Here is a 15870-nt window from a genome sequence, read left to right on the forward strand (position 1 = left end):
CGCTCCCGAAGGTGCCAATGCGCGATCTTCTCCAGTAGATGATCCTTGTGAGATCGAAAATGATCGTTTAGTGTTTCTATAGATCAAAAAACGTCATTACATGAGCGGGAGCGAAACACACGATGAGCGAGAACATTCTGGGCGCCTTCATGGAGGAAGAGCTGCTCTCCCAGCCGGTGGTGTGGCAGCGCGCCGTGGAGCAGGCCAACGCCGAACAACTGCTTCCCGCGGACGGAAAGCGCATCGCAGTCATCGGCTGCGGCACGTCCTGGTTCATGGCCCAGAGCTACGCCGCCGCCCGCGAGTCTGCCGGCAAGGGCGTCACTGATGCTTTTGCCGCTTCCGAGGCTTTCCTCAACAGCAACAGCGCCGACCGCCAGTACGACGCCGTCGTGGCCATCACGCGCTCAGGCACCACCACTGAGGTACTTGAGATCCTGGCCGGGTTGAAGGGAATCGTTCCCACGGTCGCCATTATCGGCGACACAAGTTCCCCGATCGTCGGGCTGGCCGACACCGTCATTGGCCTGCAGTACGCGGACGAGCGCTCCGTGGTGCAGACCCGTTTTGCCACAACGGCCTTGGTCTACCTGTTGGCGAGCCTTGGCATCGACGTGCACCAGGCCATCGAAGACGCCCGTGAAGCCGTGAGCGCCCCGGTGTCGCAGGAACTCCTGGATGCCGAGCAGTTCACCTTCCTCGGAACAGGATGGACCGTTGGCCTGGCCCATGAAGCCGGATTGAAGATGCGCGAAGCTGTCCAAGGCTGGACCGAGTCGTACCCCGCCATGGAGTACCGCCACGGGCCGATTTCCATTGCTGCCCCCGGCCGGGTCACCTGGTTGTTCGGCACCCAGCCCGAGGGCCTGGACCAGGACATGGCGGCCACCGGAGCCCTGTACATCCACACGGACAAGCACCCGCTGGCCGAACTGGCCCGGGTCCATAAAGTGACGCTTGAGCGTGCACGGGTCCGCGGTTTGAATCCGGATCTGCCACGCAACCTGACCCGTTCGGTCATTCTCGACGCCTCCGCCTAGGTCCCCGCCATGGTTCTCGGAGCCGCAGAATCACCGGTCCTGTCCTTCGATGTTGGCGGGACGGACATCAAAGCGGGCCTGGTGGATGCCAAAGGAGTCGTCCTGGGCATGCGCCGGGTTCCCACGCCCCTGGACCCGGCGCGGCCCGGCGAAGCCGTCGTCGAACGGCTGGCCGAACTCGCCCTCGAGCTGGCCGTCGAATTCCCGGGCACCCCTGCCAAAGCCGCCGGTATCATCGTCCCCGGCATAGTCGACTCGGTGGCAGGGGTGGGCGTCTACTCGGCCAACCTCGGATGGCGGAACTTTCCTTTCACGGCCGAAGCTGAAAAACGCCTCGGCATTGCGGTCGCCTTCGACCACGACGTACGCTCCGCCGCTGCCGTTGAGCACACACTGGGTGGCTCGAAAGAGTTCAGCGAAGTGGTGGTCATGGTGGTGGGCACCGGAATCGCGGCCGCGGTCTTCTCCGGGGGCAAGGCCGTGACGGCGGGTGGTTTCGCCGGCGAACTCGGCCATGCACAGGTTCCGGACCCCGACGCCGGTCCCGGCACCACCGCTGCCACCATCCTGGAAGCTGTCGGTTCGGCCGGCGCCATAGCCAAGCGCTACCAGCGGGCCACAGGCAACCCCGTACAGGGTGCCCGCGATGTCCTGGCCCGCGCCGATTCCGGGGACACAACCGCGCAACGCATCTGGGCGGAAGCGGTTGATGCGCTCGCATTCACCATCTGCCAGTGCGTCAACATCATCGGCACCGAAGCCGTGGTCATCGGCGGCGGACTCGCTGAGTCCGGCGACAAGCTCCTGGAGCCACTGCGGGCACGGGTGGACCAGATCCTGGATTTCCAACGCCGCCCCCGGCTGATCCGCGCCCAGCTGGGTCAGGATGCCGGCCTCCTCGGCGCCGCGCTGAACGCCCGGATGCTGTTGGGAGCCGGACAATGAACCGGGCCAAACTCAACCGCATCATCACTGTGACGCCAAACCCCGCCATCGACATGACCTACACGGTCCGAGGCATCACCGAGGGGGCGAGCCATCGTGTTCCCACCCCCATCAGCCGCGCTGGGGGTAAAGGGATCAACGTTGCGCGGGTTACCCACCAACTCGGATACCCCGTCCTGGCCATTGCGCCGACGGGAGGTGCCGCCGGCCAGACGCTGGCTGCCGAGCTCTGGACCAGCGGCGTCCCGCACCTCCTGGTGGGCGTTGCGGCGGAGACGCGGCGCAGCATCGCCCTGGTGGACACGCTGGCCGGGGAAACCTCCATATTCAACGAGGAAGGCCAAGCCCTGCTTCCTGACGAATGGCGTTCGCTCAGGACCGCCGTGAGCGAGGCAGTCACCGGCAACCGGAACCTGCCCGCCTCAGTGGTGGTGGGATCGGGAAGTTTGCCCCAGGGCGCACCCGGGGACTTCTACCCGGAGCTCGTCCGGATGGCCCACGACGCCGGTGTCCCCGCCATCATCGATACTTCCGGTCCCGGGATCGTCGCTGCGGCCAAAGCAGGCGCCGACATCCTCAAACCGAACCATCATGAACTGGCTGAAGCAACGGGGGAGTCCAGCCTTGAAGCGGCAGCTCTCTCCTTGATCGACATGGGTGCCCGCACGATCCTGGTCAGCGCCGGGGCCGACGGCATGCTCGCCTTCGACCACGCCGCTCCTGGCGGCTACTGGAGCGCGCGCCTGCCGGAGGCTCTCAGCGGCAACCCCACAGGGGCGGGCGACGCCGGTGTGGCGGCTGCCGCCGTCGCACTCGCCGAAGGCATCACCGAACCCCGAGAGATTCTGCGCAGGGCCACCGCCTGGTCCGCTGCTGCCGTGCTCATGCCGGCCGCGGGCGAGATTTCGCCGCGGTACCAGGAGCTCCAGGACCAACTGATAGTTACATGGAAGGAGACCCGGTGACCCTGGTCAATACGCGGGAACTCATGGACAAGGCCGCCGCCGCGGGCATCGGCCAAGGCGCGTTCAACGTCATCCATATCGAAACTGCCGAGGGCCTGGTAGCCGGGGCTGAGGCCGCGGGCGTTCCACTGATCCTGCAGGTTTCCGAGAACTGCGCGAAGTACCACGGCGGCCTGGAACCGATTGCGTCGGCGGCACTGGCCATTGCGCGGGCCTCCTCGGTTCCTGTCGCACTGCACCTTGACCATGCCGAGTCCGAAGACCTGGCGCTCGCCGCAGTGGATCTGGGGTTCGGCTCGGTGATGTACGACGGCGCGCACCTGCCGTATGACTGGAACGTTGAGGTCACCCGACGCGTGGCGGCCTACGCCCACCAACGCGGCGTCTACGTCGAAGCCGAACTGGGGAAGGTTGGTGGCAAGGACGGAGCCCACGCGCCGGGAGTCCGCACCGACCCGGCTGAAGCGAAGGCATTCGTGGAAGCGACAGGAGTGGACGCACTGGCGGTGGCTGTTGGGTCCTCCCACGCCATGACCGAACGCAGCGCCGCGTTGGACCTGCACCTGATCACCCGGCTGAAATCCGCCGTCGGTAAACCACTGGTCCTCCATGGCTCCTCCGGTGTCACAGACGACATGCTCGTAGCTGCTATCGGCGCTGGTATGACTAAGATCAACGTATCCACACATTTGAACGGGTTCTTTACCCGCGCCGTCCGTGAGTACCTCGATGCCAACCCTGAAGTGGTGGATTCCCGGAAGTACATCAAGGCCGGCCGGGAGGCCCTGGTGTTGGAGTCGGCACGTATGCTGACGCTGTTCGCCAAAGCGAAATAGCGTCGAAACCGCGAAAGGCTAGTCATGACCCGCACCGATCGGCTGACCGCCATCCTCGATCTCCTGGCTGAGTCCGGCCATGTGGAAGTAGAGGACATCGTGACGCGCTTGGGTGTGTCCCCTGCCACGGCCCGCAGGGACCTGGACAGCCTGGCCAAGCAGCGGTTGCTCAGCCGGACCCGGGGCGGCGCCACGACAGGATCGGTGGCCTACGATCTTCCCGGGCGGTACAACCGGGACGACCACGCGGAGGCCAAGCAGGACATCGCCGTGGCGGCGTCGGCGCTCATCCGTCCCGGTGCGGTCATCGGGCTGAGCGGAGGGACCACCAACACGGCTCTCGCCCAGCTGTTGTCCACCCGTGAAGACCTCAACGCGCCCTCGAACAGGCCCACACTGACCGTGGTGACCAACGCGATCAACATTGCGTCCCAACTGGCTGTCCGCCCCAACATCAAGATCATGGTCACCGGCGGCATCCTGAACCCCCGCTCCTACGAACTCGTCGGACCCTACACAGACGTCATCATGCAGAAGGTTGCTTTGGATATCGCCTTCATCGGTGTCAACGGCGTGGATCCGGACCTCGGCCCCACCATCACGGACGAAGGCGAGGCCATGGTCAACACGGTCATGGCGCGCCGGGCAACCGAATCCTATGTTGTGGCCGACTCCTCCAAAGTGCGCCGGCGGTCCTTTGCTGCCATGGCCGGATACGATTTCAGGCACCTCATCACGGATTCCGGGATCAGCCCGGGCGACAAGGCCGCGTTTGAAGCCAAGGGGACCGAGGTTATCGTCGCGCCCGCAAGCTGACGGCGGGCTAGAAGCGCATCCTCGGCGCGTGGAGGACGGAATCGTCAATATCCCTGGGCACCCACTGGCTGAACGGCAGATCCAGGCTGTACTGGCCGTCGTCGTTCTTGATCAACGTGCGCAACTCGGCGTTGTCCGGGTTGTTCAGCGACTCGAAGTACTCCACCGTCCAGTGGAACCAGCGCATGCAGAACAGGCGCATCGTCAGCCCGTGCGTCACCAGCAACGTGTTGGGCGCGTACGTGGGCTTCTGCCAGTGCCGGTACAGCGTCTCCATGAACGAGGACACCCGGTCGTAGACATCGGATCCTGACTCGCCCTCGCGGAACCGGTAAAAGAAATGGCCGTAAAGGTTCCGCAGCTCCTTCTGGTCCTCAATGTCTCCGGCGATTTGGAAGTTTGCCCAGTCCTGTTCGCGGAGCCTCGGTTCTTCGATGACCCGCTCGATCAAGGTCCCCAGGTTGAGGGCCTCAAGAGTCTGGTAGGCGCGCAGGTAGGGGGACACGTACACGCAGACTTGCTGCCCGTCGAGCTTCCGCCGCAGGTCCTCTCCGGCGATCCTGGCCTGCTCCACGCCCTGCTCCGTCAACGGAATCCGGTAGTCCGGCACGCGGTTGTAAATGGACGTATCTGCGTTCGCGGCGGACTGTCCGTGCCGGATCATGAATATTCTCTCTGGGGCACCCATCCCACCAAGCATAGGGTGGGTACATGTTCCTTGCTTCCCGTCGGCGCCTGCGTGCCGAAGTGCTCATCGTGCTGGGCCTGTCACTGGGCCAATCGGCTGTCTACTCCGTGGTGCAACTGCTCGACAAGCTGAGCCGTGCACCGCTGTCTGAAGCCACCTCCACGTTGAATAGATCCCAGAGCACGCGGGAGTATTTCGATCTCACATACCAGCTCCTGGACATCTTCTTCGCCTTGGTTCCGGTGGCCCTGGTGTTCTATTTCCTCTCGCTTCACACCTACGCGAACCGTGATGGCGAGGCTGGTTCGGCCTTCACCCGGCTGGGCTTCAACCTTGCCCGGCCAGGCAGGGACCTGCTCCAAGGTCTGGGACTTGCGGCCCTGATCGGTATTCCTTCCCTGGGCCTCTACGCCGCCGGACGGGCACTGGGAATCACCACGGCCATTGTGCCCAGCGGCTTGGACGCCTATTGGTGGACCGTGCCCGTCCTGATCCTCTCCGCGATACGTCACGCGATCGTGGAAGAAGTGATCGTGGTGGGCTACCTCATGGACCGCTTCGGGAAGTTTGGCTGGAGCACTCCGGTCGCGATCCTGGTCAGTGCGGTCCTGCGCGGGAGCTACCACCTGTACCAAGGCTTCGGGCCATTCGTGGGCAACGTGGTCATGGGGCTGGTGTTTGCCTGGCTCTATACCAAGACCAAGCGGGTGATGCCCCTGGTCATCGCGCACGCCCTGCTGGACATTGTGGCCTTCGTCGGATTCAGCTTGTTTGGCAAGGCCGTCGGACTCGGCTGAGTGGGTGTTTAAAAGTATTCGGCCGCCATCGGTGGGTGACGTCGTTGGCACCCGCTGATGGCGGCCGAAGCTTTGTCCGGACAACGATGTCCGACGCCGGGATCTCCCCGGATCAAGGGAACGGTCAGATGGTGACTGCTCCGGAGGCGGTTTCGAACGTGACGGCCAGGATGCCGGGCGTGCCATGGGGAGCCATCCACTGGACCGCGACATCCTCCAGTGGCTTCTCCACCGGTTCACCCAGCCATTCGGTGACGCGTTCGGCCGAGCCCGCAATGGTGAGGCTGGACATCTTGACGTCGCTCTCGTAGACCTTGGACGGGTGCAGGGAGGGGTCGCCTTCCCACTTGAGCAGGTAGGGCACCTGGGGGTCGGCGATCAGGCCGAGGATGCCGATCTGCTGCCACACCAGTTCGCGGCCGTCTGGGAACTTGCGGTTGCCGGGAACCGCGGCGCGGCCGAGGCGGTCCTCGAAAGGTGCGAGGTCGTCAACGGCCACGCACCAGCCCATCCAACCGCCGCCGGCTGCTGAGCGCGCACGGACTGCTTGGCCAAAGGGTGCTTTGTCGGAGGCGGGGTGGTCAAGGACCTCCACAACTTCCAAGTACTTGTTGTCCGCCAGGGGAATGATCATGTTCCGGGTGCCGAAGCGGGGGTGAACTCCACCCCGGACTGCGTCCACTCCCAGAGCCGCGGAAATTCGTTCGGTAGTGGCCAGAAGGCCATCTCGTTCACAGGCGTAAGAGACGTGATCCATGCGCATGGCTTCATCTTGGCACTTTGTGATCGGTGTCTCAGCTAAGTCAAGCCTTACCAAGGTGGGATCTTACGCCGGGCGTCATGAAAGGCCGCAAAAGACCCCAAAAATTCAGGTGGCGTCACAAAGCTGTCCAACCGTCCGCGCACTTCCTAGACTGGCCGCAGTTTGCTTCCCACTGATAGTCCCGCCGATCACATGCGTCACGAAGAGGAGAACTCCATGTCCCAAGGATGGTCTTTCGAAACCCGTCAGATCCACGCAGGCCAAGAGCCCGATGCCGCCACGGGGGCGCGTTCGCTGCCGATCTACCAGACCACGTCCTTCGTCTTCCCGAGTGCCGAGAGCGCCGCCAACCGTTTCGCCCTGGCAGAGCTCGCGCCGATCTACACCCGCATCGGCAACCCAACCCAGGACGCGGTGGAACAGCGGATCGCCAGCCTTGAAGGCGGCCTGGGCGCGCTGCTGCTCAGCTCGGGCCAGGCGGCAGAGACCTTTGCCATCCTGAACATCGCGGAAGCCGGGGACCACATCGTGGCAAGCCCGAGCCTCTACGGCGGCACCTACAACCTGTTTGCCCACACCTTGAAGAAGTTCGGGATTTCGGTGACCTTCGTCGAGGACCCGGACAACCTTCAGCAGTGGCGCGATGCCGTGCAGCCGAACACCAAACTCTTCTTCGGCGAGGTTGTATCCAACCCCCGCCAGGACGTTCTGGACATCGAAGGCGTTGCCGGCGTGGCCCATGAAGCAGGCGTGCCGCTGATCGTCGACAACACCCTCTCCACCCCCTATCTGATCCGTCCCATCGAGTGGGGCGCGGACATCGTGGTCCACTCGGCAACCAAGTACTTGGGTGGACACGGGGCAGCCATTGCAGGAGTGATCGTGGACTCCGGGAACTTCGACTTTGGCAAGGACCCGGAGCGCTTCCCGGGCTTCAACACGCCGGATCCCAGCTACAACGGACTGGTCTACGCCCGGGACCTTGGCAAGGACGGGGCGCTCGGCGCAAACCTCTCCTACATCCTCAAGGCCCGCGTCCAGCTGCTCCGCGACCTTGGATCCGCCGTGGCGCCGTTCAACGCCTTCCTCATCGCCCAGGGTCTGGAGACCTTGAGCCTGCGCGTGGAACGCCATGTCGCCAACGCCACCAAAGTGGCGCAGTGGCTGGAAGCCCACGACGACGTCGAATCGGTCGCCTACGCTGGCCTGCCGTCCAGCCCTTGGTACGAACGGGGACAAAAGTACGGTCCCCAGGGCACGGGTGCAATCGTCGCGTTCAACATCAAAGGTGGCGTCGAAGCCGGCAAGCGCTTTGTGGACGGTCTGGAGCTCCACTCCCACGTCGCCAACATCGGTGACGTCCGCTCCCTGGTCATCCACCCGGCGTCGACGACGCACAGCCAGCTGACTCCCGAACAGCAGCTCGTCGCAGGCGTCAATCCGGGCCTCGTCCGCTTGTCCGTCGGCATTGAGCACGTCGACGACATCATCGCCGACCTTGAGGCGGGTTTCCGGGCAGCCAAGGGCGCCTGAGGACGTGTTCCCAGTAGCAGGTTGATACATCGCCGACTGCCGTCCGGACCGACGATTATTCGCCGGACGGCAGTACCGGGTGCTGTTTGGTGAATCAAAACGGCACCTAACGTCACACTGATGTCACATTCTTCGCCAGAACAGTGGAGTTTTTCCTAGACTCTACTTATTAGGTCATGAGTGCCAGCAGACAGCCCCGGCTTGCTGGCCGGCAACCCTCCTTCCGCGGTGGGGTGCCCCGGGTGAGGACCTGGCCTGTTCGCATGCAAGGCGACAGGCAAGCGCGAGGTTAGGTATCAAAGGAATGACCATCACTGCTACAGCCCTTCCCAAATCCGGTGAAGCCGACGGAACAGTCAAGTACGCGGGCGTAGGACCACTGGCCCTGGAAGCCGGCGGCTATCTTCCCGACGTCGTGCTGGCGTACGAAACGTGGGGCCGGCTCAATGCGGATCGCTCAAACGCTGTCCTCATCCAGCACGCTTTGACCGGCAGCACTCACGTTGCCCGCGGGGCCACCGAGGAGGATGGCTGGTGGGAGCAGCTCGTTGGGCCTGGTGCCACCATCGACACCAACCGGTACTTTGTGGTCTCCATCAACATCGTGGGCGGCTGCTACGGCAGCACCGGTCCCTCGACGAAGGCGCCCGATGGAAAGCCGTGGGGTTCCCGGTTCCCACTGATCACACTGCGGGACAGCACGGAGGCCGAAGCCCGGCTCGCGGACCTCCTGGGGATTGACGCCTGGCACGCTGTACTGGGCGGCTCCATGGGAGGAGCCAGGGCACTTGAATGGGCCGTCACTTTCCCGGAACGGGTCAACCGGTGTGCGGTCATCTCGGTCGGGGCTTACAGCACTGCCGAACAGATCGCGTTCGCCCAGGCCCAGACCCTCGCCATCCGACAGGACCCACACTTCAACAACGGTAATTACTACGACGGCCAGGCACCGGAGCATGGACTGGCCCTTGCCCGCAGGATCGCCCACATCACCTACCGTTCCGCGCTGGAACTGGATGTGCGCTTCGGCAGGGAGGCGCAGCAGCAGGAGAGCCCGCTCGCCGCTGCGGTGCTGGGGGAGCGCGGACGCTACCAAGTGGAAAGCTACCTTGACCACCAAGGCACAAAGCTTGTCCGCCGCTTCGACGCCAACAGCTACATCGCCATTACGGAAGCCCTGATGTCCCATGACATCACCCGTGGGCGGGGCACGCTGCAGGAGGCTCTTTCCCGCGCCACCGCCGACTTCTTTGTGGCTGCCGTGAATACGGACAGGCTGTATTTCCCGGCCCAGTCACAAGAACTCGCGGCTGCACTTCCGGGCGATGTTCCCGTCCACACCATCGAAGCTCCCATCGGCCACGACGGCTTCCTCACCGAAATCGGCCAGCTGTCAGGGCAGCTGCGGGAGGCTTTCTTCGCCTGACGATCCGGTGCCGATGATACGGCTGATCGTTTGCGTGGCTGATCAGCCGTTCATGATCTCCTGGCGCTGCTTCATGTAGTCCTCCATGGCGATCTGGCCATTGGTGAACTTCGCGTCCAGTTCGGCAAGTTTCTTCGCCCGGTAGCCCTGGGGCTCCGGGCCTGCGTTGGGGAAAGAAGCGTTGGGTGACGGGTTCGACGGCGGAGCGGCCTGCGGTGCCTCGTCCGCGGGGCGGATGACGGCTGGCCCGGACGGATACCCGGGGTAGTTCCGGGCAGGGTAGCCCTGTGGCGGGTAACCCGGGCCGGGGAGGTTATGCTGCCGATAGTCCGGACCCGGGAAATTCCCGTTCTGCAGGCGGCGCGCCTTGGAACGGTTGTACATGCGGATTCCCATGGGAATCAGCCACGAGCAGACGATGATCCAAAAGAACAGATTGTTCACAGTGCAGGCCTCCCAGGTCTCAACCCCAGCTTAGACCCGCCGCGTCACAGCAGCTTTACCGTCGTCTCCAGCCCCAGGAAAGTGCCGTATCGCGCTGCCTCCGCTTCCAGTGCGGCCTGTTCTTCCTTCGTGGCCGGCGTGTTCATCCGCACGTCCAGCTCGCAGGCGCCGCCAGTGAAGCTGTGCCGCCACCAGCCGGCCAATCTGCCGTCCAGGAGGACCACGTGCATGGGCCCGTTGTCTTCAGGAAGATACGGAGCGGTACCGCCGAGGTAGTGGCGCGACTGCGAGTAGCCCATCACGTATTCGTCGAAGCACTGGATGAGGTCGACGCGGGGCGGTGTGGATCCGTTAGGGACAGGGAGTGCCCCAAGGGCCTCCGCATCGGCTGAAGGCAGGTAAAAGTCCAGGTCGTCTACGGATACGGCGGCCAAAGCGCCGGGTGCGAGGTCCGCGGCGACGTGCAGGCCCAACTTCACGTCCTTCATGGTCAACCCGGACCAGGCCGAACAGTCCTTCACGGTGGCAGGTCCACGGCTGCCGAAGTACCGCAGGGCCAGCTGTCCCAAGGCATGCTCCCGCTCTGGGCCGGTGAGTGGCCCGGCAAACCTCCCTGTCACCCGCTCCTCGAACAACGCGTAGGTCTGTTTCAAGGCACCTCCAGCTGAACGCACGGGAGCGCCGCTGACCAGGATGCCGCTGATTTCGGCGTGCATGAGGTGGTAGACGAAGCCCAAGCCCTTGCTGGGCAAGCCCGCCTGGTCCAGTGACGCTGCCAACTCTTCCCGGGTCTTATGCGCGCCGCCCGCTACGGCCGCAGCGAGGATCCTGCCGCTGCGGGCCGCAGCCTCTTCATCCACTCCGGTCCGCCGGTACATTCCTTGATTGCCCTGATGGAGCCGGTCATGGGAGAGTCCCATCAGCCAGCCAAGATCCTCCTTGTGAACAAAATGCCAGGTGGGCCGAAGGATGTGCGTTCGCAGGATGGTTCCGTCCGCCACGTCCTGCTCAACGACGGCGGCAGTGCTCCCGGATGTCCGCTGCGCCACGGTCCACCGGGCGTAGGGGAATTCCTGCGCTTGGACGGCGAGGAGATGGCGAACGGCGTCACCTGGGCTGCCGGCAAGGGGCGGCCTTAACTGCTGGCGGCTGAGGCGCAGCTGACGGATGCCGGGTGCAAGCAGGGAAGGACTATTCGCCACGGCGGCCTGCCGTACCAGTCTTTTCCACGCTAGCTGCGCGGGATCAAGGTGCCGCCGGCGCCGAAGACGGGTCCCGGCGTCGGGCGCTTTGGCGTGATGCCATCGCCGGAAGACTGGTGCCTCAACCGCCGGATGACCCACGGAACGAAGTACTCACGGGCCCAGACGAGATCCGAGGAACGGGCTTCACGCCAGGTACGGGGAGGCAGCGGCTTGGGCATCAGCGGCTCGAGGGTGTGCTGGACGTTCAGTGCGTCCAGGACCATCATGGCGATGGTGTGATGGCCCAGGGGCGAAAAGTGCAAGCGGTCCGCATCCCACATCTGGGGATCGGACAACTGCCGCAGGGACCACATGTCGGCAATGATGGCGTCGTGGCGGGCCGCGACAGTCCGCAGGTTCTCGTTGTAGATGGCGACCTTGCCCCGGATCCGACCCAGGACGGAAGACGCTGTGTCGGGGCCGTTGAACAGAACCACCGTGGCGCCGCCGGAACTCAGCTCGCCCACAGCGGCGTCGAGTTTTTCGGCCAGGAGGTCCGGATCGCCGCCGGGGCGGATGAGGTCGTTGCCGCCGGCCGAAATGGAGATGAGGTCAGGCTGCAGCTCCAGGCAGGGGCCTACTTGCTCATCCACGATCTGTTGCAGCAGACGGCCGCGGATCGCCAGGTTGGCGTAGGCGAAATCCTCGTGTCCACGACCCAGCTCTTCGGCCACACGGTCTGCCCAGCCACGGTGGCCGCCGGGATTTGCAGGTTCGGGATCGCCGATGCCTTCTGTGAACGAATCACCCAGTGCCACGTAACGGCTCCAAGGGTGCGTTTGAACAGGTTCGCCAGGTTCCACTAAATGATTGTTCTCACTCACGCTCATATCCTGCCCCCTGACGCCCGACCTACGCCACCGTAGGTTGTTACCCGGGGGTAACTGCAAGAATGGAGGCATGACTGAAGCCCCCGTTTTTCCCGCACCCGTAGTCCTGTGGTCCCACAACGAAGCCGAGCGCGCCGGCAAGCCCTTGCTGGTCCTGCTGCACGGCTACGGATCCAATGAGGAGGACCTCTTCAGCCTGGCAGGGCTTCTCCCGGACGGCTTCGTGGTGGCTGCCCTTCGCGCGCCGATGCCCACGGGCCCGGGATTCACGTGGTTCCCGTTGACGGCATCGATCGATTACTCCCTGGACGCGGTCAAGCTCGCCGCCGGGTATGCCCTGGACTGGCTGGACACCGTTAAGGCGAACCACTCCTCGGTGACGTTGCTTGGATTCTCCATGGGCATGGCCATGGCGACCACCATGCTCCGCTACCGACCCGCGGACTTCGCGGCCGTCGTCGGGCTTTCAGGCTTTGTGGTCGACGCCGGTGCTGACGCAGCGTTCCACGACGACGAACTGGACGGTTCGGTGCCGATGTTCTGGGGCCGTGACCAGCAGGATCCCGTGATCACCCCGGACAAGATCGAATACACGATGGGCTGGGTCCGGAAGCATGTGGACCTCACCAAGGTGCTCTACACGGGCATGTGGCATGGCATCAACCAGCAGGAAATCGGCCACGTAGGGGAGTTCCTCACCCACAAAGTCCTCAACGGCTGAGTTTTTGTACCCATAACGCGCCTAAAAGGGGCTCGTAAGCGCGTTATGTGTACAAAAGCTCCGGAGGAGTCAGGCGGTGGTGATCCGGACCGTCTGTCCGTTGACGGTCACGGTATCGCCGGCGTGGAGTTGGCGGCCGCGTCGCTCGTCGATCTCTCCATTGACCTTGACCAGGCCGTTCTTGATGAGCTCCGTAGCCTCCACGCCGTCCTCCACCAGGTTGGCGAGCTTGAGCAGCTGGCCCAGGCGGATCATGTCGTCGCGGATGGGGATCTCTTCGATGTCGGGGTTGCTCATACAGCAATGATGCCTGAAGTAGTGTGGTGACGGTGCCGCAGCCTTCTTCCCGTCCCGCCCTTCCTTTGGCCGTCGGCCTCATCCTCGCCCTTGTCACCGGCTTGGTGCTTCCGATTCAAGGACGCATCAACGGGGCACTGAGCGCTGTCCTGGACGACGGCATAGCCGCCTCCGTAGTGAGCTTCACCACGGGCCTGGCAGTGATTGCCATGATTTCCCTGAGCACGCCAAAGGGCAGGGCCGGGCTGCGGAGCATCGTGCCTGCCGTCCGCAGCCGCAGCTTCCCGCCGTTCTATGTGATGGCCGGCGGCGTCGGAGCCTTCTTCGTTTTCGCACAGTCGTACACCGTGGGCCTTTTGGGCGTGGCCGTGTTCACCGTGGCCTCGGTGACCGGCCAGACCCTCAGCGGTCTGTTGGTGGACCGGCTGGGCATTGCCCCGGGCGGCAAACGCTCCATCACGGGACTCCGGGTGCTGGGCAGTGTCCTCACTGTCGCGGCGGTCGCGTGGGCGGTGTCGCCGCATTTCGGCGTCTCCACCGACGTCGGCATGATGGTGTTGCCGGTCCTGCTGCCGCTGGTGGCAGGCTTCCTGATGAGCTTCCAGCAGGCCATGAACGGAACGGCCACCGTGCACTACGGCACGCCGCTGGCCACCACCGTGGTCAACTTCCTGGCAGGCTCCGTGGTGCTGTGGATTGCCTTGCTGGTCAAGACCGTGGTCGCGGGAACCGGCAATCCCTTGCCCGCACAGTTGTGGTACTACCTTGGCGGCCCACTGGGCTGCATTGCTATCGGACTGGCGGCCTTGCTGGTCCGCAGCCTCGGCGTGCTGATCACTGGCCTGGGCATGATTGCCGGTCAACTGCTGGGGTCTTTGATGCTCGACGTCGTGATCCCCACGTCCGGTACGGTGGTCGCCTTGCCCACGGTGCTGGGCACGCTGCTGACCCTTGCCGCGATCATCGTTGCCACTTTGCCGTGGCCAAAGGGAGCATTCGCACGGAGAGGTGCGGCGAAAGGCCGGTAGGGTAGGAGTCAGCAAATTCCCCCAACACCCCGCCGGACGACCCTGTCCGGAACCGGGGCCAACCACCCGCGGACCGCACCCAGCGGCCCTGTAGAACAAATGGAGTTACCCATGGCAGCAAAATCCGTCCTTGACCAGGTCATTTCCCTCTCCAAGCGGAGGGGCTTTGTCTTCCAGGCCGGTGAAATCTATGGTGGCTCCCGCTCTGCATGGGATTACGGTCCTCTCGGTGCGGAACTGAAGGAAAACATCAAGCGCCAGTGGTGGCAGAGCATGGTCCGCGGCCGCGAAGACGTCGTTGGCCTTGACTCCTCGGTCATCCTGCCCCGCCAGGTATGGGAAGCTTCCGGCCACGTCGAGGTCTTCTCGGACCCCCTGGTTGAGTGCCTCTCGTGCCACAAGCGCTACCGTGCGGACCACCTCGAAGAGGAATATGAGGAAAAGAAGGGCCGCCCCGCCGAAAACGGCCTGGCTGACATCGTCTGCGCCAATTGCGGTACCCGCGGACAGTGGACCGAGCCCCAGGAATTCTCCGGCCTCCTGAAGACCTTCCTCGGCCCTGTGGCCAGCGAAGAGGGCCTGCACTACCTCCGTCCGGAAACGGCGCAGGGCATCTTCGTCAACTTCAACAACGTGCTCACCACCTCGCGGAAGAAGCCCCCGTTCGGCATCGGCCAGATCGGCAAGTCCTTCCGTAACGAAATCACGCCCGGTAACTTCATTTTCCGCACCCGTGAGTTCGAGCAGATGGAGATGGAGTTCTTCGTCGAGCCGGGAACGGATGAAGAGTGGCACCAGTACTGGATGAAGGAGCGCATGTCCTGGTACCGGGACCTGGGCATCCGCGAAGAGAACCTCCGCTTCTTCGAGCACCCGCTGGAGAAGCTCAGCCACTACTCCAAGGGCACCACGGACATTGAGTACCGCTTCGGTTTCCAGGGCTCCGAGTGGGGTGAATTGGAAGGCATCGCCAACCGCACGGACTTCGATCTCTCCACGCACGCCAAGGCTTCCGGCACGGACCTGAGCTACTTCAACCAGGCCACCAACGAGCGCTACACACCGTACGTGATCGAACCCGCCGCCGGTTTGACGCGCTCCTTCATGGCGTTCCTGATCGATGCCTACACCGAAGACGAGGCACCCAACGCCAAGGGCGGCGTCGACGTCCGGACTGTCCTGAAGCTCGACCCGCGGCTGGCCCCGGTCAAGGCCGCCGTCCTGCCGCTGAGCCGCAACGAGGACCTCTCGCCGAAAGCCAAGGCGCTGGGCGCCCAGCTGCGCAAGAACTGGAACATCGACTTTGACGACGCCGGTGCCATCGGCCGCCGCTACCGTCGCCAGGACGAAATCGGCACCCCGTTCTGCATCACCGTTGACTTCGACACCCTCGAAGACCAGGCCGTGACCATCCGTGAGCGCGACACCATGAGCCAGGAACGCGTGTCCCTGGACAAGGTCGAGGGCTACCTGGCTGCACGCTTGATCGGCGCCTAG

General features: G+C 64.0%; 17 protein-coding genes and 1 riboswitch. Of the genes, 11 read left to right on the forward strand and 6 right to left on the reverse strand.

From position 1 onward, the window contains the following. Positions 1-122 precede the first annotated feature (122 nt). Genes PQ627_RS15780 through PQ627_RS15800 form a run of 5 tightly spaced genes read left to right on the forward strand, consistent with a single transcriptional unit; the run spans position 123 to position 4602 of the window. Positions 123-1040 carry an SIS domain-containing protein gene (locus PQ627_RS15780; RefSeq protein WP_274262436.1) on the forward strand — a complete coding sequence of 306 codons (918 nt, stop codon included), beginning with the start codon at positions 123-125 and terminating at the stop codon, positions 1038-1040. Positions 1041-1049: 9 nt separating this feature from the next. After that, positions 1050-1985, forward strand: a complete 936-nt coding sequence (locus PQ627_RS15785) for an ROK family protein (RefSeq protein WP_274262438.1) — start codon at positions 1050-1052, stop codon at positions 1983-1985. Further along, positions 1982-2950, forward strand: coding sequence for a 1-phosphofructokinase family hexose kinase (locus PQ627_RS15790; RefSeq protein ID WP_274262439.1), 969 nt, complete (start codon positions 1982-1984; stop codon positions 2948-2950). The genes PQ627_RS15785 and PQ627_RS15790 overlap by 4 nt, the downstream gene beginning before the upstream one ends. Beyond that, positions 2932-3786 carry a class II fructose-bisphosphate aldolase gene (locus PQ627_RS15795; RefSeq protein WP_274262440.1) on the forward strand — a complete coding sequence of 285 codons (855 nt, stop codon included), beginning with the start codon at positions 2932-2934 and terminating at the stop codon, positions 3784-3786. Before PQ627_RS15790 ends, PQ627_RS15795 begins: the two co-directional genes overlap by 19 nt. Positions 3787-3810: 24 nt before the next feature. After that, positions 3811-4602: a DeoR/GlpR family DNA-binding transcription regulator gene (locus PQ627_RS15800; protein ID WP_274262442.1), complete on the forward strand. Its 792-nt coding sequence runs from the start codon at positions 3811-3813 to the stop codon at positions 4600-4602. Between the two features lie 7 nt (positions 4603-4609). On the opposite strand, the gene PQ627_RS15805 is transcribed toward PQ627_RS15800, so the two are convergent. Further along, positions 4610-5266, reverse strand: a complete 657-nt coding sequence (locus tag PQ627_RS15805; RefSeq protein WP_274262443.1) for a histidine phosphatase family protein — start codon at positions 5264-5266, stop codon at positions 4610-4612. A 47-nt stretch (positions 5267-5313) separates the two neighbouring features. Between PQ627_RS15805 and PQ627_RS15810 the strand changes: the two genes are divergently transcribed. Beyond that, positions 5314-6087, forward strand: coding sequence for a CPBP family intramembrane glutamic endopeptidase (locus PQ627_RS15810; RefSeq protein WP_274262445.1), 774 nt, complete (start codon positions 5314-5316; stop codon positions 6085-6087). A 124-nt stretch (positions 6088-6211) separates the two neighbouring features. Here the strand turns inward: PQ627_RS15810 and PQ627_RS15815 are convergent, their stop codons facing one another. Further along, positions 6212-6850, reverse strand: coding sequence for a VOC family protein (locus PQ627_RS15815; protein WP_144652092.1), 639 nt, complete (start codon positions 6848-6850; stop codon positions 6212-6214). A gap of 192 nt (positions 6851-7042) precedes the next feature. On the opposite strand from PQ627_RS15815, the gene PQ627_RS15820 reads away from it, so the two are divergent. Beyond that, complete coding sequence (locus PQ627_RS15820) at positions 7043-8383, forward strand: bifunctional o-acetylhomoserine/o-acetylserine sulfhydrylase (RefSeq protein WP_274262447.1); 1341 nt, start codon at positions 7043-7045, stop codon at positions 8381-8383. A 172-nt stretch (positions 8384-8555) separates the two neighbouring features. Further along, positions 8556-8673: riboswitch (SAM riboswitch) on the forward strand. A gap of 14 nt (positions 8674-8687) precedes the next feature. After that, the gene (gene metX / locus PQ627_RS15825; RefSeq protein ID WP_274262450.1) at positions 8688-9809 is read left to right on the forward strand and encodes a homoserine O-acetyltransferase MetX; all 1122 of its coding nucleotides are present in this window, start codon (positions 8688-8690) and stop codon (positions 9807-9809) included. A gap of 42 nt (positions 9810-9851) precedes the next feature. Here metX and PQ627_RS15830 read toward each other — a convergent pair whose 3' ends face one another. Genes PQ627_RS15830 through PQ627_RS15840 form a run of 3 tightly spaced genes read right to left on the reverse strand, consistent with a single transcriptional unit; the run spans position 9852 to position 12327 of the window. Next, a complete protein-coding gene (locus PQ627_RS15830; RefSeq protein WP_274262451.1) occupies positions 9852-10253 on the reverse strand; it encodes a hypothetical protein in 402 nt (133 codons plus the stop codon). Positions 10254-10297: 44 nt separating this feature from the next. Further along, complete coding sequence (locus tag PQ627_RS15835) at positions 10298-11455, reverse strand: winged helix DNA-binding domain-containing protein (RefSeq protein WP_274262453.1); 1158 nt, start codon at positions 11453-11455, stop codon at positions 10298-10300. Positions 11456-11484: 29 nt separating this feature from the next. Continuing rightward, the gene (locus PQ627_RS15840; RefSeq protein ID WP_274262455.1) at positions 11485-12327 is read right to left on the reverse strand and encodes an SGNH/GDSL hydrolase family protein; all 843 of its coding nucleotides are present in this window, start codon (positions 12325-12327) and stop codon (positions 11485-11487) included. Between the two features lie 70 nt (positions 12328-12397). On the opposite strand from PQ627_RS15840, the gene PQ627_RS15845 reads away from it, so the two are divergent. After that, complete coding sequence (locus tag PQ627_RS15845; protein ID WP_274262456.1) at positions 12398-13048, forward strand: alpha/beta hydrolase; 651 nt, start codon at positions 12398-12400, stop codon at positions 13046-13048. Between the two features lie 69 nt (positions 13049-13117). On the opposite strand, the gene PQ627_RS15850 is transcribed toward PQ627_RS15845, so the two are convergent. Continuing rightward, the gene (locus tag PQ627_RS15850) at positions 13118-13345 is read right to left on the reverse strand and encodes an RNA-binding S4 domain-containing protein (RefSeq protein WP_274262457.1); all 228 of its coding nucleotides are present in this window, start codon (positions 13343-13345) and stop codon (positions 13118-13120) included. A gap of 23 nt (positions 13346-13368) precedes the next feature. On the opposite strand from PQ627_RS15850, the gene PQ627_RS15855 reads away from it, so the two are divergent. Next, positions 13369-14373, forward strand: coding sequence for a DMT family transporter (locus tag PQ627_RS15855; protein WP_274262459.1), 1005 nt, complete (start codon positions 13369-13371; stop codon positions 14371-14373). 111 nt (positions 14374-14484) lie between these two features. Beyond that, positions 14485-15870: a glycine--tRNA ligase gene (locus tag PQ627_RS15860; protein WP_274262461.1), complete on the forward strand. Its 1386-nt coding sequence runs from the start codon at positions 14485-14487 to the stop codon at positions 15868-15870.

Source organism: Paenarthrobacter sp. AB444, assembly GCF_028736865.1.
Taxonomy (GTDB): domain Bacteria; phylum Actinomycetota; class Actinomycetes; order Actinomycetales; family Micrococcaceae; genus Arthrobacter; species Arthrobacter nicotinovorans_B.

What these genes read in the sequence shown, in the direction of transcription:
- PQ627_RS15780 (WP_274262436.1), top strand. Translation starts at nt 123, where the DNA reads ATGAGCGAGAACATTCTGGGCGCCTTCATGGAGGAAGAGCTGCTCTCC.
- PQ627_RS15785 (WP_274262438.1), top strand. Translation starts at nt 1,050, where the DNA reads ATGGTTCTCGGAGCCGCAGAATCACCGGTCCTGTCCTTCGATGTTGGC.
- PQ627_RS15790 (WP_274262439.1), top strand. Translation starts at nt 1,982, where the DNA reads ATGAACCGGGCCAAACTCAACCGCATCATCACTGTGACGCCAAACCCC.
- PQ627_RS15795 (WP_274262440.1), top strand. Translation starts at nt 2,932, where the DNA reads ATGGAAGGAGACCCGGTGACCCTGGTCAATACGCGGGAACTCATGGAC.
- PQ627_RS15800 (WP_274262442.1), top strand. Translation starts at nt 3,811, where the DNA reads ATGACCCGCACCGATCGGCTGACCGCCATCCTCGATCTCCTGGCTGAG.
- PQ627_RS15805 (WP_274262443.1), bottom strand. Translation starts at nt 5,266, where the DNA reads ATGATCCGGCACGGACAGTCCGCCGCGAACGCAGATACGTCCATTTAC.
- PQ627_RS15810 (WP_274262445.1), top strand. Translation starts at nt 5,314, where the DNA reads ATGTTCCTTGCTTCCCGTCGGCGCCTGCGTGCCGAAGTGCTCATCGTG.
- PQ627_RS15815 (WP_144652092.1), bottom strand. Translation starts at nt 6,850, where the DNA reads ATGCGCATGGATCACGTCTCTTACGCCTGTGAACGAGATGGCCTTCTG.
- PQ627_RS15820 (WP_274262447.1), top strand. Translation starts at nt 7,043, where the DNA reads ATGCGTCACGAAGAGGAGAACTCCATGTCCCAAGGATGGTCTTTCGAA.
- metX (WP_274262450.1), top strand. Translation starts at nt 8,688, where the DNA reads ATGACCATCACTGCTACAGCCCTTCCCAAATCCGGTGAAGCCGACGGA.
- PQ627_RS15840 (WP_274262455.1), bottom strand. Translation starts at nt 12,327, where the DNA reads ATGAGCGTGAGTGAGAACAATCATTTAGTGGAACCTGGCGAACCTGTT.
- PQ627_RS15845 (WP_274262456.1), top strand. Translation starts at nt 12,398, where the DNA reads ATGACTGAAGCCCCCGTTTTTCCCGCACCCGTAGTCCTGTGGTCCCAC.
- PQ627_RS15850 (WP_274262457.1), bottom strand. Translation starts at nt 13,345, where the DNA reads ATGAGCAACCCCGACATCGAAGAGATCCCCATCCGCGACGACATGATC.
- PQ627_RS15860 (WP_274262461.1), top strand. Translation starts at nt 14,485, where the DNA reads ATGGCAGCAAAATCCGTCCTTGACCAGGTCATTTCCCTCTCCAAGCGG.